We start from the raw sequence: 14,119 nt of genomic DNA, 5'->3' as shown, positions 1-14,119 counted from the left end.
CCCGGTCACAGCAACACGCCGCCGGATACTTCGATGCGTTCACCTGTCGCCCAGCGGAACTCGCGGGACACCAGGGCTGAGATCGCGTCGGCGATCTCAGCTGGGTCGCCCACTCGGCCGAGCGCGGTTTGTCCGGACAGTGCCGCGCGCATCGCTTCGTCGTCGCGCATGGCTCCACCGTTGAAGTTGGTTGCGGTGGGGCCGGGCGCGATCGAGTTGATCCGAATGCCCCGAGGGCCGAGTTCGGCAGCGAGGCTGCGGGTAAGAGCTTCGAGGGCCTTCTTTGATGCCGCGTAGACGGAGGTTGCCGGGCTGACGTGCCGGCTGAGCGAACTCGATACGTTCACGATGCTTGCCCCTTCCGACAGGTGTGGCAGGAAAGCCTGGGTGACAAAAAGCGGACCGCGGACGTTGACGGCAAAGGTGGCGTCGAAGTCATCGGCCGTAATGGCGCCAAGCGGCGCGAACAGGCCCACCCCGGCGTTGTTTATGAGCACGTCGATGGTGCTGGCGCTCCACTCGCGCTCGACGCCGGCGAGCACAGCGACACGTGCCGCCTCGATGGAGGCGAGGTCCGCGACATCCAGATGAACCGTGATGGCTTCGCCGCCCAATTCGACGATCTCATCCACGACTTCGCTCCCACCGCCCCGCGAGGCCGCGACGACTCTTATCTTGCTTCTGGCCAGTGCGAGCGCGGTCGCTCGTCCGAGTCCACGGTTGGCGCCGGTCACAAGGGCAATACGGGTCATGGCTGCTCCAGTCAGATAAGTAAATGAATACTTACTTGTAAGGTAGATCGTGTTGGAATGCCCGTCAACACGAAGCAGGGAGTGAACCATGGCCCGCGACGCCGAAGCCACCAAGGAACGGATCCTCGCTGCGGCAACCGACGAGTTCTCCGCGCACGGATTTGCGGGTGGGCGGGTAGAGCGGATCGCTGCCAAAGCGCAGAGCAACGTTCGGATGATCTACGCGTACTACGGCGGCAAAAGCGGCTTGTTCGACGCGACCCTGGCCGCGGCGCTACGTCGGATGGCCGAGAACGTCCCGCCGCGCCCTGAAGACCTTGCCGGTTGGGCCGGTGACGTGTTCGACCATCATCAGCGTTTCCCCGAAGTACTTCGGCTGAGCATGTGGGCTCAGCTCGAACGGCCAGAAGCAACTGCTGAGCCCAGCGAGATCTACCGGAACAAGGCCCTCGCCGTCGCGACGGATTCGGCCCAACCATTGTCGGCCGTCGACGTTCTGGTCTTCATCTACGCCATCGCGCAAGCCTGGCAGCTGTCGCCCAAAGGGCTTACCGGACTTGACGAATACGAGACTGATGGAGATGGAGTTGCTGCTCACCGGCAATCAGTGGTCACCGCAGTCGAGCGGATGTTGCAGGCCCGATCCTGAGTCGAAGGCGTCCCAGATGCCGCACGCCGAACTGCTGTTGAACCCAGGCGGCTAATTGACGTTGTACGTGACAGTGTTGTTCGCTGGGGCGGGGTCGCCGGTGGTGGACAGCGCGAAGTACGTCAGGGGCGTCCCGGCGATGTAGCCGCAACCTCCAAAGCTCTCGGTCAGTTGCTGGCCGGCGGTCATGTTGCCGAGATACCGCGGCGGCCCACCTGCCAGCAGTGCGACCAGGCTGCTGGGCCCAGCGATGACGTTGTAGGCGGTGTCGGGGCCGCGGTTTGTGACCGTCAGATGGCAGGTGTCGAAGCTCGAGGAAATTGTCAGTGCTAGGTCAGCGCTGCCCCCACCGGCTGATCCGGTATCCGGTGCGGCAGCGGCGGGGCCGACACCGATTAAGAATCCCGCAGCTGCGGCTGCAACGACCCCGGCGCCGATTGTGCGAACAGTTTTATCTTTACGCATGGATTTGCCCCCTTGGCCTGTCACTACGCTTTATCCCGGACTGTACGCCGTGCAGTAAACGCAACACCGCCGAAATGGCGAAAACATGTCAGGCGGCACCCTTGTGGACTCAGTTTGAGAATGCGGCGCCAGCGCATCATCTATTGATGCGCGTAACGGATTGCGGCACCATAAGTTTCGTGTAGCTGACGAAATAATCGGTGAACGTCGCGCCGACCTTCCGGGTTGATCGCTGTCTCACACGGGGTGTGCAGGTCCCGTATGCGTCGTCATTGGTGGGCGACGCGTGAATGTACTTCTTGGACTGGGCAGTTGAACGAACTGCTGCACCAAGGCAATGATTAGACCGACTGCCGTCATCGTTGCGGCCAGAGCCAAACTCCACCAGACCGCCCTCAGTGCCAGCACAACCGGAGCCTAGACCTGATGCTGGAATGTTGAGTACCAGGATGGCCCGTTCGCGGTGATCCGAAGTACCCAGTTCAATGGCGGGAGGGAATCGGCGCACAGGAAGTTCGACGCGCTCACAGCGTGCCGAACCAATGCTGCACAATTCCTGGCAGGCACCGATCAGGGGGACCACATGAGAACATCCGGTATCGCGGCGCTCACCATTGCCGTATGCATGCTCGCCGCCTGTGCCACGAGCGATACTGACGCGGGATCTCCCAGCACATCCGAATTGCGGCCGGGCATCACATCAACGAATTCCGGTCCACCGGTTTCGATAGACCCTGCGGCACCCGACGGCGCCGTCCCGCAACTGCCGATCACCCTCACCGTCGACGGCCAAACCTTCACCGTCACCGAACGCAGCGGCGGGCACGACTACAACTGGGACAGTGGACCCAACCCCGGATACGGATTCTCGGAAGGTGCGCTGGAGACCGCGCAAGTCCCAGCAGACCAGGCAACCAAACGTCGACCACCACAGCAACAGGACACACTCGGTCACTACCGCAGCTCCATCCGAGACTTTCTCAGCTCGATCGACCCCAATACTGGATACCTGGAGGATTAGAGCGCGCCGAGACCGCACGGCTCCCTCAATTCGATGCTCCCCCGGCCCAACTGACAGTTGGCGCGCTCAAATGCCCCCGAGGTGGGACCATCACTGGTGTGACCGAACTGATCGAGGCCCGCGGCAGCAGAGAGAGGCGTGACCTCGCCCCCCACGTCGTTGTACTGTTCGGCGCCACAGGTGACCTTGCTCGGCGAAAGCTGTTGCCGGGTCTGTTCCATCTGTTCTTGTCGAAGCTGGCACCCGAGTTGCGGATCGTCGGTACATCGTTGGACGACTTCGACACCGAGGGGTTCCGCGAGGTCGCGATCAAGGCCTGCAGTGAGTTCTCCAGCCGGATGTTCACGCCTGAGGCTGCCGCCGAGTTCGCCAAGCACCTGACCTACGTGCCGCAGGGCGACGGGGCTGAGGCGCTCGCGGCCGGCGTACGCGTGCAACTCGATGCGCTCGGCAGCGAAGCGCGCATGTTGCACTACCTCAGCGTTCCGCCGAAGGCGGCGATGGCAGTGCTGGAGATGCTGCACGCGGCCGATCTCGTCAAGCGATCCCGCGTCATCATGGAAAAGCCATTCGGCACCGACCACGAGAGTGCGGTAACTCTCAACGCCTCCATTCACCGGTGGTTCAAGGAAGAGCAGGTCTTTCGTATCGACCACTTCCTCGGCAAGGAGTCGGCGCAGAACATCTTGGCTTTCCGGTTCGCCAACGGATTGTTCGAACCGATCTGGAACCGCAACTTCATCCACTACATCCAGATCGATGTGCCAGAGAAGCTGTCACTGGAGGGCCGCTCCCACTTCTATGAGTCGACAGGCGCGTTCCGGGACATGGTGGTGACACACCTTTTCCAGATCCTGGCGTTCGTGGCGATGGAACCCCCCACCGCTCTGGCGCCGGGACCGATCGGCGAAGAGAAGAACAAGGTCTTCCGATCCATGCGACCCCTCGACCCACGCAATGTGGTGCGCGGCCAGTACGCCGGCTACCGTGACGAGCCCGGCGTAGCGCCGGAATCCGAGACCGAGACGTTTGTGGCGCTGAAGGCCGAGATCGACAACTGGCGCTGGGCCGGCGTGCCGTTCTACCTACGCACTGGCAAGAGCCTCGGCGAAGGCCAGCGCATCATCTCCATTGCCTTCCACGAGCCGCCCAAGAGCATGTTCCCGCCGGGTTCTGGTGTGGGACAGCAAGGTCCGGACCACCTCACGTTCGATCTGGCCGACGCGTTCAAGGTATCGCTGTCGTTCTACGGCAAGCGACCGGGACCGGGTATGAAACTCGACAAGCTGAGTCTGCAGTTCGCGATGCAGGAGACCGATCAGGTGGGACTTGTGCTCGAGGCGTATGAGCGCTTGATCCTCGACGCGATGAAGGGCGATCGAACGCTCTACACAACAGCCGAAGGCATCGAGCGCCTGTGGGAGGTCTCGACGCCGTTGCTCGAGAACCCGCCACCGGTGCGCAGCTACGACCAGGGCTCCTGGGGGCCGAACGCCATTCATCAACTCATCGCGCCCCACGCCTGGCGCCTGCCGTTCGAGAGGATCTGGCGCAACAAGAAGGAAAGCTAAGAACCTTCGCGCGCATACTCCTTCATGAGTCGGCGTTCGTCATCAACCTTGGGATATCCGAAGAACACCACCACGGCGCCGCCCAGCACCACGGCGATCGCCGCGGCATAGGCCAGGTGGTCGCCGTGGACAAACGCATCGCGGGCGCCGGCAATGATCTCCTTGCCGTACTCGGGATAACGCTCGGCCAGCACCTCGGCACTCGAAAACGATTTGGTCAGAGCGGCTTCGGTCTCGTCGGTGACCTTGGACGCGTCAGGCGAATCCGAGATCGACTTTGAGAAGTCGCGGGCGTATCCGGCGGTCAGGATTGCACCCAGGATGGACTGCATGATGGCCCCACCGAGATCGCGTTGCAGGTCGGACATGCTGGACGCCATACCTGCGCGCGAGCGTGGCACCGATCCGGTCAGCGACCGTGATGCCGGTGTGCCGGCGAAGCCGACTCCGATTCCGACCAATGCGTACGCCACCGCAATCTGCCAGTAGTGCGCATCCTCGGTCCACATCGTCAACGCCGCAACGAGACCGGCGAGAATGAACGCGAATCCGACCAGCAGGGTGATGCGTGAACCACGCGCCTCGACCATCCGAGCGGACAACGGCGCGAAGAGCACCATTCCGATCGCGGCGGGAACAATGGTGGTGCCGGCCTCCAACGTCGAGTACTCCAGGACATTCTGCAGATACTGCTGACCGATGAACATCACGCCCATCAGCGTGCCGAACACGACCACACCACCGAAGGCGGCCACCCAGAAGGTCCGGCGGCCGGCGATCGAGAGGTCGAACAACGGTGTGGCGGCATGACGTTGCCGTACGAAGAACGCGATACCGGCGGCGAGAGAAATCGCGGCCAGCACACCCACCGCCGATCCGGCGCCCAACATCGGGATGAAGTTGAGGGCCAATATCATTGCGCCCACGAACACGATGGACAGCACGCCGCCGAGATTGTCCACCGACTCGGACGCGTCGCCGGAATCGGATGGTACGAGGAATATCGCGGCCACCAGTGCCACCACGGCCAGCGGCAGTGTCACCAGGAACACCGAGTGCCAGCTGAACACCTCGAGCAATGCACCCGAAACGATCGGCCCCAGTGAGGAGATCGCGCCACCCAGAGCCGACCACGCGGCAATGGCGCGAGTGCGACTCGGGCCCGACCATAGTGCGGTGATGACCGCCAGCGTTGTCGGAAAGGCCAGTCCGGCAGCGATTCCGCCCACCAGGCGAGCAGCGAACAGCACCTCGATCGAGGGTGCGAAGCCGGCCACCAACGAGGCCGGGATCGACAACAACATGCCAAAGACAAGCATGCGTTTACGGCCGTGCCGGTCGCCTAGAGCGCCGAAGTACAGCACGGACGCGGCCAATCCCAGTGAATACCCCACTGCGACAAGGTTCAGGCCGGTGGCACCCGCGTCGAAGGCTCTGCCGATGTCGGGGAGTGCGACGTTGGCGACCGCCAGATTGATGTTGGCCACCCCCGCGACCAGTATCAGGGTGCCCAGCACCACCTTCGCGCGTGGTGGTGCTTCCGATGTCACGGTGGCCGTCAAGGGTTACTCCCTTCGTCGGTGCCTGGGCACCTGACAAGCAGTCTGACTCGATGATCGAACGAACATCCACAGGAAAAAAACGGGGTGCGCAAAGAGTATCCCGCGACCGAGACCGCAGTTCAGAGTTTGATCGCCGAACTGTTCCGCAGTCTTCGGGCCGTGTTCAACAGAGCAACCCAGGGGAGCGTTGTGCGTTCACAATCCCAGCGTCGACCGGATGATCGCGGCCAACTCCAGCGGGGCATCACTCTGCACCGAGTGCCCCGCTCCGGGTACGGAAATGACCTCGGTGCCCGGCCGTCGACGGACGATCTCGGCGGCATCGTCGTCCGTGACAAAAGCGGACGCACCGCCGCGGACCAGCGTGAAGGGAATGGTGCTGGCGGACAGGGCATCCCAGAGTGGCCCGGGTTCGATGCTCTCGCGCATCTTGTCGTAGCGCCACTGCACGCGGCCGTCGTCGAGCTCGCGCGTGTTGTGAATGACCCCGCGCCGGATCGACGACCTGCTGCGTCCGGGTGCGGCTGCGGCGGTGAGCTCGATCAGTTCGTCACGGCTGTCGTAGGTGTCGGGTCCACTGACCAGGGCCACCGTGCCTCGATCGGCTCCGCTCAGTTGCTCGACCCGTTTCGGCGATTCGGGGCTCACGTCGACGATGAGGGCCCGCCGGATGAGGCAGGGCTCGAGTGTGGTGATGGCGATGGTGGTGAGTCCGCCCAACGACATGCCGACAACCAGTTCGGCATCGGGGGCGAGGTCACGGATGACCGGAGCGACGGCGACGGCATTCGGTTGCGGACGGTAGTCGTGGTCTTCTCGCCAGCCGGAGTGGCCGTGCCCCGGCAGATCGACGGCGAGGGCAGGCAGGCCCAGTGCCAGGATCACGCTGTCCCAGGTGTGGGCGTTCTGTCCGCCACCATGGAGGAAGACGATGCGGGGGGACCCGGCGGTCCACCGCACGCTGCTGACCACGGCGCCGTCGACATCGGTGTCGATGCGGGTCACCTCCGGGATGCGATCGAGGTCGATATCCAGTTCGGCAGCGTTCTCGGTCAGGAGGTCGAACTCCGAAGCCATGGTGCCCCTTTCACATCGATGGTGATGTGAAGGCTACGGGCCCGAGACATCGTGCCGCCACCGTTCCGGGCTGTTATGAGAGCCCAAACCCGGTCAGTCGGTCCGGTTCATCAGCCGGCTCATCCAGTCGGCCGGCACGCGATCACTCGGACCCGGCGCCGCCTGATCGACGGGGTGCGCGTGCGGCGGAGCGAGTTCGGGGCCGCGGTAGTAGTCATTGGTGGCGTAATTCCAGAACCAATCCTCACCAGGTTCGAACGACTGGATGACAGCATGACCCGTGTCGGCGGCATGGTGTGAGGCGTGCCGGGACAGCGAATCATCGCAGCAGCCAACGTGACCGCACGTTGCGCACCGGCGTAGGTGGAACCACCAGCTACCCGTCTGGTCGCATTCGACGCAACCGGAACCGCTGGGTGGCACCGACGGATTGATGTCTGGAGTTGTCATTCCGGGCCCTCTCGCTCATCGATCGTTACTCGACCACAAGATCAGTGTTCGATCGTTTGCGCATCTTGTCCACCGCGGATCGCGTCCACTGCACAGGGCCACCAGACCGCCTCAGCCGACATTGCGCCCCTTGCTGCCTCGGTCGAGCAGGTCGAGTTCGAGCTCGGTGCGGGCCCGGCTCATCCCAGATCCGGCGTCGAAAGACGCCCGCGGCGACGTGCGATTTTGATACGTCGCAATCAATCCGGCAACCACGGCCGGTCCTAAGATCACCAAGATGTCCATGGCAGCAACTATCCGTTCGAATACATCGCGCCAACAGTGTCTGAATTGACAGTATTGGCAAATATCCTGCCAAGCGATCGCTCGACAGTGTTTGTGCAGGCCAGGACAGTGTCGGCGGTTCAGATGGCGCGGGGCAACCGATTTTCCGAGCGTGAGCCGCGCGGAGTCGACCGTTCGTGGGACAGGCGGCTAACTGCTCGGTCGGCTCAGTGGGGACGGAGCGTACGGCTCAACAGCGCCGTACATCAGCTCGAGTTCGCCGAGATACGCACACGCGCCGATCAGTGGTCGCGCAGTGGTGATTTCCAGTGGGAGGTCGGCGGTGTCCGCGCGCAAAGCCGAGACAGCATCCTCGGCGATCCCGGCTCCGCCGTCGGCGTGCGTCGTATGGCCGGTCCGGATCTTGTCCGTGTGGCGCCTGACCACCGCCCGAAGTCGCGGATGGCCGTCCGGGTCGGGCGGCAGCGGGAGGTCTGCGATCGAATCGGCGACCAGGCGGAGGCGAGTGGCGTACCCAAAAGCTCGGAGCATGGGCGTTCGCTCGTCCGTGGGCCCACCACTCTCTGAAAGATATTGGCGTGCCGCGTCATCGGCAGTGCGATAAGCGATGACGCTCAGATCTCGGTGCTTGGTGACGTCGGCAATCGCCGAGGAGTCGGTGGCCCCGAGCAATCGGTCCACCACAACCTCGAGGTAGTGCAAGTACTGGCCGGTCGCGCCGTCGATGGCCGCGCGTGCCGTCGTTGCGACACCTCGGGGCCAGAGGAGAAACGAGACCACCACTGCCACTGCGCATCCGATGGCAACATCCTCTACGCGAATCAGGCCCACGTGCCAACCGCTGGGCTTGAGAATGTTGAACATGGTGATCACCAGCACCGTGAACGCGGCTTGACCAGCGGCGAAGGAGAAGACCTTGGGAATGTAGGCGGCTCCGAAAGCTGCAAACGGAAGCAGAATCCACAACAGGGTGCCGTTGGTACCCAACACGACGACGATGGCTCCGCCGATGACAAACCCCGCGGTGGTTCCCGCAACCGCCCGTACGACTTTCGAGCCTGTGGTGAGAGCGCTACTGCGCAGGACCGACATCGCGCCCAGCACCACCCAGAACCCGTGCTGTACCGGCACCATCTGAATGAGGGCCACTGCGGCAGCGAGGCCCACACCGGTGCGCAGGGCGTTGCGGGCGATCACCGACCGGGCTATGACGACCGGTGACGCGGCTTTTCGGGAGGCCTCGAGTTCGGACAGCACGAGATCTGCTGCGCCGGTCGGTGGCAACTGCCTGCCCAGCACCTTGGCGATCATCGGCCGCGCATCGGCAGCAGACGACCACGCGATGGTTCGCCCGACGAGAGCCACTGTTGTGCCGACGGTGTGAACCGTGAGCAGTCGGGCTCCAGTTGTCTCCGCCTCGGGCTTGCTCGGCTCGGCCACGATCTGTTCGACGTTGTGACCGAAGCGGTTTCGCAACACCGAGGTCAGGTCCGCTGCCGCGGAGACGAGTCGTTGCCTGCACAGGCCATCGTCTTCTGGTGACCGGCCTTCGCGGAGCACCTCGACGCAACGACGCAAGACCGCCGAGGCGGGGTCTCGGACTTCATCGGGCACCCGGATTTCACCGTGAGTGGTTTGAGCGGCAAGCCATTCGAGGTCGTCCACCACGCGTGCCAGAGCCCGGCTGCCGGCCGTGAGCCCCGTAGGTCGGCTGTCGGTACCCAGGTACGCCTGACGCAGGTTGCTCATCGCGTCCATGACTCGCGCGGTGGACGCGGTGTCGTTGTGGCTCATGGCGATGTGTTCGGCAAGAGCCTCGCAGACTTCCCGGGCCCGGCGGCGCAGCGCATCGTGGTGATCCGGGGGCAGGAGGTACAGCGCAGCCGGGATGCAGAACACCAGGGCCAGAGTCCAACCCAGCAGTCGGTCGGAGATCGGGCCGACATCGGGAACTGCCACCGGCAGGACAAACGCGAGAAGAGCCGCGCGCTGACCTGCGGCAAAGCTGGAGCTGAGAATGGCCAAGTAGGACACCACCACCCCGACCACCAGCATCGAGATCACGCCCACCCAAGCAGGCGTCGCCAGAATCGTTCCGACGGTGATGAATACGTACCCCACCACAGCGAGGCCGGCGAAGCTGACGGCACGTCGAGTGCGGTTGCCCGGGAAGTCGACCAGCACCAGTAGCGCGATGGTGCCGAAGATGGCGAACAACGGAGTCTGGGGGCCGCCGACATGCACGGCGATGGCAGCCACGATCGGGACGATGATCGCGGTGCGCACCGCCCTGCGCAGCGCATCGAAACCGTGGTCGCGCGAACGCGCGGCCGCAGGCAGTGAGCGCAGTCGACGCGGGACGGGCAAGCCCATGGCGTGATGGTAACGGCAGGAGTCCGATTCCACGGGGCAACGGTGACCGACGTCGAGATCGATGTCGTGCGGCGCCGCGATCGCCTAACGTGGGTTGGGGGAGAGATCAGAAGCCCTCACCGAGCAGAACGAGAATGGAGATTCGCATGAGCGACAACGTCTACCGCGTCACCGAGATCGTCGGGTCGTCGACAACAAGTACCGACGATGCGATCAAGACCGCGATAGCCCGGGCCAACAAGTCGCTGCGCAACGTCGATTGGTTCGAGGTGATCGAGACACGAGGACACGTGGAGAACGGAGAGCTCGCGCACTTCCAGGTCACCCTGAAGGTCGGTTTCAAACTGGAGGACTGAGGGGAGGCCCGTCGTCAGTCGAGGTCGTCGAGTATGCCGATGAACTCGGTGGCGTACTCGACGTGGGTGAGCAGGCGTTCGTAGCGGTTTCGGGCGTCGGCTCTCACCTCGTCGATGACGGTGCGGGCAGCGGGATCTGGATTGTCGGAACCGTGCAGTGCATCCACGGCCCGTAAGAAAGTGCGCATCTCGTCGAGGCTGTAGCCCAGTGGTTTCATCCGCCGGATGATCAGCAGACGTCGCACATCGTCTTCGGTGTAGAGCCGGAAATTGCCTTCGGTGCGGGCTGTCGGCGCCACCAGATCGATGTCTTCGTAATGACGCAGAGTCCGGACCGACAGCCCGAGCCGGTCGGCAACCTCGCCCACCTTCATGCGGTCGCCGGTCATCAGCCGGATGCGCCGAGTCGGCCCGACAACCGTTCGAGGCGTGCGAGCCCCGCGCCCTCCAGTCCGACGATTGTGGCCTGTTTGCCTCGCGCCCGGTACTTGCCCAGTACGGCATCGAGACTGGCGACCGTCGACGCATCCCAGACGTCGGCATCGCTCAGGTCGATGATGACCCTGTCGGGATCGCCCGCGTAGTCGAACTGATAGACGAGGTCGTTGCTCGACGCGAAGAACAGCTGTCCGGCGACCCGGTAGCGACGCACCTCGGCGAAATCGGCACTCGCGGAGTCCTTTTCGGTGACCGGCGTGACCGAGGTGAGATGTGCGACCCGGCGGGCAAACAGCACCATCGCAGTGAGTACGCCGAGAACGACGCCGATGGCGAGATTGCTGGTGAGAACCGTTGCGACAACGGTGACCAGCATGACAAGAGTTTCCGGAAACGGCATCACCCGCAGGGTTCGGGGATGGACGCTGTGCCAGTCGAACGTACCGACCGACACCATGATCATCACGGCGACCAGGGCGGCCATCGGGATGACACCGACGATGTCGCCGAGAACCACGACAAGGATCAACAGGAACAACCCGGCCAAAAACGTCGACAGTCTGGTGCGGGCGCCCGATTGGTTGACGTTGATCATCGTCTGACCGATCATCGCGCAGCCACCCATGCCGCCGAAGAACCCGGTGACGATGTTGGCCACTCCTTGGCCCCACCCTTCGCGGGTCTTGTCGGAGTGTGTGTCGGTGATGTCGTCGACCAGCTTGGCGGTCATCAGCGACTCCATCAGTCCCACGAGGGCCATCGCCAGTGCATACGGTGCGATGACCGACAGGGTGTGCATCGTGAACGGAACGTCGGGGATCAGCAGTGATGGTAGTGAATCGGGCAGTGCGCCTTCGTCTTCCACGGAGGGGACATCCCAGCCGAACGCGGTGACCACCACCGTCAAACCCACGATCGCCACAAGTGGCGAGGGGACGGCCGTGGTGAAGCGGGGCAACAGCACGATGATCACCAAACCCGTCGCCACCAAGGGGTAGACGAGCCAGGGAATGTCGTCGCCGACGAGATGCGGCAGCTGGGCTCCGAAGATGAGGATGGCCAACGCGTTGACGAACCCCGTCATCACGCTGCGGGGGATGAAGCGCATCAACCTGGCGATACCGACCACGCTGAGCGCGACCTGGAAGATGCCGGCGAGGATGACCGTGGCGATGAGATAGTCGAGTCCGTAGTCGTCCACGATCGGCGCCACAACAAGCGCAACGGCGCCGGTGGCCGCGGAGATCATCGCAGGCCGGCCTCCCACCACTGCGATGGTGACGGCCATGGTGACCGACGCGAACAGCCCCACACGCGGGTCGACCCCGGCGATGATCGAGAACGAGATGGCCTCAGGGATGAGCGCAAGCGCGACCACCAGACCTGCCAGCACCTCCCGCCGGAGATCGCGCGGTGAGCGCATGAGCGAGCGCATGGTCGCCGGTGGGTTCTGAGAATGGGTGACGGAGTCCGTGCTGGGCACGCGCGTCCTTTCGAGCTGATGTGGGCAGTCGTGTGGGTGGCCGGCAGACGTGGCCGGGACGCCGCAAACCTACCGTAACGAGAGGTTTGCCCCAACTCGTGCTGTCCCGTCGGCCGTTACAGGGCCAGGTGGACGGGCCGGCCGCGGACGATGGTCGCGGCGACTCCGAGCGCGCGCAGACGAGTGCCCATCTGTGTCGATGTACCTGATGCGATCGGGTTGTCGTCGAGCAGCACCACATCGCCGCGACTGCCCACGGCCACCGTGGTCTGGCCATCCGTACTGGCCGAGAGGGCTTGCGCCGGGGTGAGCGCCTCATCGGGGTTCCACGGCTCGGTTGTCGCGTCGGCGCCCCGATCGACGGCTGCTGCCATCGCGATTCTCGGGTCGAGCGGAGCAACCGGTGCATCGGAGCCGAGCGCGAGTGTGACGCCACCCCGCAGCATCGAACGAAGGGCGAAACAACGGTCGGTGCGGTCGGACCAGCATTGCCGGGCCACCTCCCGGTCGTCGACCAGATGGGCCGGCTGCACACTGGCCCGCACGCCCAGTTCGCGCATCCGCCGGATGTCGTCGTGGCGGATGAGTTGCACATGTTCGATGCCGCCGCGTGCGCCGGTTGCCTCGAATGCGCTCAGTGCCTGGTCCACCGCAGCATCACCGATGGCGTGCAAGGCGATGTCCATGCCGCGGCGGTGTCCACGGGAGATCAACTCCACGAGGGACTGGTGGTCGTATGCCTGGTGGCCGAGTGTGTGGTGTTCGGTGTCGGTATAGGGCTCGCAGCAGAACGCGGTGCGGGTGTTGAGCGACCCGTCCGAGAAGATCTTCAACGGACCCATGGTCAGCAACCCTCGTCCGTCGGCGAGTTCGCTGCCCGTTCGCAGACCCGCCGCCAGGACGTCGTCGAGTCGGTCGGGGTACGTGACCGGCCGGATGCGGATCTGGTCGATACCGCGGGCAAACCGCTCCGGCCACTCCAGGTAACCCGCAGCCATCTCGAAGTCGACGACACCGACAACACCTGTGCTCGCTGCGTCCGCGATCGTGGCGCGCAGCAGGTCGTCGATGTTCTCCGACGCGGCGGTCAGGGCACTGACCTGCTGTTGCAGGTCGAACCATTCGGACTCGAGAAGTGGCCCGTCGCGAAGCGGAACCCCCAGAAGTGCAAGAGCTTTGGTGTTCAGCCAGCCGGTGTGACCGTCGCCGCTGGCCAGGATGACCGGATGGGATCCGCTGACGGTGTCGAGCATGGCAGCGGTTGGCTGTTCATACCAGGTGGCCGTTCGGAATCCGTAGCCGACGATCGCGCCGGACCCCCAGGGGTGGGGCAGTGACGCCACGTGGTCGGCGACGATACGAAGCACGTCGCCGGGACCTGAAGTCCCGGATACGTCCAATTTGGAACGGCTTTGGGCCCACCAGGTCAGGTGAGCGTGCTGGTCCCAGAGTCCAGGGATGGCCCAGCGGCCGTCTGCGTCGATCACCGTCTCCGCGCCGGATGGGCGAAGCCCGCCGGCGATCTCGGTCACCGTTCCGCCCTCGATCCGGATGTCGACGGGGAGTTCTGTGGGGGTTGGTCGGCCGACCGGAACCAACCGCGCACTGCGGATCAGAGTGGATGAGACGGTCATGGC

14 protein-coding genes are annotated in these 14,119 nt (G+C 64.1%); 4 read left to right on the top strand and 10 right to left on the bottom strand.

The annotated features are described in order from the left end of the window. Positions 1-5: 5 nt before the first annotated feature. A complete protein-coding gene (locus tag CSW57_RS09635) occupies positions 6-863 on the bottom strand; it encodes an SDR family NAD(P)-dependent oxidoreductase (RefSeq protein WP_223249156.1) in 858 nt (285 codons plus the stop codon). Here CSW57_RS09635 and CSW57_RS09630 point away from each other — a divergent pair. After that, a complete protein-coding gene (locus CSW57_RS09630; protein ID WP_099382602.1) occupies positions 841-1,401 on the top strand; it encodes a TetR family transcriptional regulator in 561 nt (186 codons plus the stop codon). The two genes, CSW57_RS09635 and CSW57_RS09630, sit on opposite strands and share 23 nt — an antisense overlap. Positions 1,402-1,452: 51 nt before the next feature. Here CSW57_RS09630 and CSW57_RS09625 read toward each other — a convergent pair whose 3' ends face one another. Next, the gene (locus CSW57_RS09625) at positions 1,453-1,866 is read right to left on the bottom strand and encodes a hypothetical protein (protein ID WP_099382601.1); all 414 of its coding nucleotides are present in this window, start codon (positions 1,864-1,866) and stop codon (positions 1,453-1,455) included. A gap of 583 nt (positions 1,867-2,449) precedes the next feature. Between CSW57_RS09625 and CSW57_RS24675 the strand changes: the two genes are divergently transcribed. After that, positions 2,450-2,887 carry a hypothetical protein gene (locus tag CSW57_RS24675; RefSeq protein WP_223249155.1) on the top strand — a complete coding sequence of 146 codons (438 nt, stop codon included), beginning with the start codon at positions 2,450-2,452 and terminating at the stop codon, positions 2,885-2,887. A 98-nt stretch (positions 2,888-2,985) separates the two neighbouring features. Further along, positions 2,986-4,458 (top strand): glucose-6-phosphate dehydrogenase, encoded by a 1,473-nt coding sequence (zwf, locus tag CSW57_RS09615; RefSeq protein ID WP_099382600.1) that lies wholly within the window; start codon positions 2,986-2,988, stop codon positions 4,456-4,458. On the opposite strand, the gene CSW57_RS09610 is transcribed toward zwf, so the two are convergent. The 5 genes from CSW57_RS09610 to CSW57_RS09595 all read right to left on the bottom strand — a co-directional run bounded on the left by CSW57_RS09610 (position 4,455) and on the right by CSW57_RS09595 (position 10,205). After that, positions 4,455-6,020, bottom strand: coding sequence for an MFS transporter (locus CSW57_RS09610; RefSeq protein ID WP_099382599.1), 1,566 nt, complete (start codon positions 6,018-6,020; stop codon positions 4,455-4,457). The genes zwf and CSW57_RS09610 overlap by 4 nt on opposite strands. Positions 6,021-6,215: 195 nt before the next feature. After that, on the bottom strand, positions 6,216-7,097 hold the full coding sequence (locus tag CSW57_RS09605; protein ID WP_099382598.1) for an alpha/beta fold hydrolase: 882 nt from the start codon (positions 7,095-7,097) through the stop codon (positions 6,216-6,218). A 93-nt stretch (positions 7,098-7,190) separates the two neighbouring features. Beyond that, positions 7,191-7,547: a UBP-type zinc finger domain-containing protein gene (locus CSW57_RS09600; protein ID WP_099382597.1), complete on the bottom strand. Its 357-nt coding sequence runs from the start codon at positions 7,545-7,547 to the stop codon at positions 7,191-7,193. 111 nt (positions 7,548-7,658) lie between these two features. Next, on the bottom strand, positions 7,659-7,820 hold the full coding sequence (locus tag CSW57_RS24435) for a hypothetical protein (RefSeq protein WP_189339198.1): 162 nt from the start codon (positions 7,818-7,820) through the stop codon (positions 7,659-7,661). Between the two features lie 201 nt (positions 7,821-8,021). After that, positions 8,022-10,205, bottom strand: a complete 2,184-nt coding sequence (locus CSW57_RS09595; RefSeq protein WP_143696506.1) for an FUSC family protein — start codon at positions 10,203-10,205, stop codon at positions 8,022-8,024. A 146-nt stretch (positions 10,206-10,351) separates the two neighbouring features. On the opposite strand from CSW57_RS09595, the gene CSW57_RS09590 reads away from it, so the two are divergent. Beyond that, the gene (locus tag CSW57_RS09590) at positions 10,352-10,561 is read left to right on the top strand and encodes a dodecin (RefSeq protein ID WP_062797488.1); all 210 of its coding nucleotides are present in this window, start codon (positions 10,352-10,354) and stop codon (positions 10,559-10,561) included. A 14-nt stretch (positions 10,562-10,575) separates the two neighbouring features. On the opposite strand, the gene CSW57_RS09585 is transcribed toward CSW57_RS09590, so the two are convergent. The 3 genes from CSW57_RS09585 to CSW57_RS09575 form a co-directional block, all read right to left on the bottom strand. Then, entirely contained in the window at positions 10,576-10,950 is a 375-nt protein-coding gene (locus tag CSW57_RS09585) for a MerR family transcriptional regulator (protein WP_099382595.1), read from the bottom strand. Continuing rightward, on the bottom strand, positions 10,950-12,434 hold the full coding sequence (locus tag CSW57_RS09580) for a SulP family inorganic anion transporter (RefSeq protein WP_099383272.1): 1,485 nt from the start codon (positions 12,432-12,434) through the stop codon (positions 10,950-10,952). Before CSW57_RS09580 ends, CSW57_RS09585 begins: the two co-directional genes overlap by 1 nt. Before the next feature lie 164 nt (positions 12,435-12,598). Further along, complete coding sequence (locus CSW57_RS09575; protein ID WP_099382594.1) at positions 12,599-14,116, bottom strand: amidohydrolase; 1,518 nt, start codon at positions 14,114-14,116, stop codon at positions 12,599-12,601. Between the last annotated feature and the right edge of the window lie 3 nt (positions 14,117-14,119).

The organism is Williamsia muralis, assembly GCF_002735905.1.
Lineage (GTDB): Bacteria > Actinomycetota > Actinomycetes > Mycobacteriales > Mycobacteriaceae > Williamsia > Williamsia muralis_A.
Note: the sequence above shows the minus strand (reverse complement) of the source record. Positions and strands in the feature narration are given on the sequence as shown.

Excerpts from the sequence above, each read along its gene's own strand:
- CSW57_RS09630 (WP_099382602.1), top strand. The coding sequence starts at position 841 with ATGGCCCGCGACGCCGAAGCCACCAAGGAACGGATCCTCGCTGCGGCA.
- CSW57_RS09575 (WP_099382594.1), bottom strand. The coding sequence starts at position 14,116 with ATGACCGTCTCATCCACTCTGATCCGCAGTGCGCGGTTGGTTCCGGTC.
- CSW57_RS09605 (WP_099382598.1), bottom strand. The coding sequence starts at position 7,097 with ATGGCTTCGGAGTTCGACCTCCTGACCGAGAACGCTGCCGAACTGGAT.
- CSW57_RS09625 (WP_099382601.1), bottom strand. The coding sequence starts at position 1,866 with ATGCGTAAAGATAAAACTGTTCGCACAATCGGCGCCGGGGTCGTTGCA.
- CSW57_RS24675 (WP_223249155.1), top strand. The coding sequence starts at position 2,450 with ATGAGAACATCCGGTATCGCGGCGCTCACCATTGCCGTATGCATGCTC.
- CSW57_RS09590 (WP_062797488.1), top strand. The coding sequence starts at position 10,352 with ATGAGCGACAACGTCTACCGCGTCACCGAGATCGTCGGGTCGTCGACA.
- CSW57_RS09580 (WP_099383272.1), bottom strand. The coding sequence starts at position 12,434 with ATGCGCTCGCTCATGCGCTCACCGCGCGATCTCCGGCGGGAGGTGCTG.
- CSW57_RS09595 (WP_143696506.1), bottom strand. The coding sequence starts at position 10,205 with ATGGGCTTGCCCGTCCCGCGTCGACTGCGCTCACTGCCTGCGGCCGCG.
- CSW57_RS09585 (WP_099382595.1), bottom strand. The coding sequence starts at position 10,950 with ATGACCGGCGACCGCATGAAGGTGGGCGAGGTTGCCGACCGGCTCGGG.
- CSW57_RS09600 (WP_099382597.1), bottom strand. The coding sequence starts at position 7,547 with ATGACAACTCCAGACATCAATCCGTCGGTGCCACCCAGCGGTTCCGGT.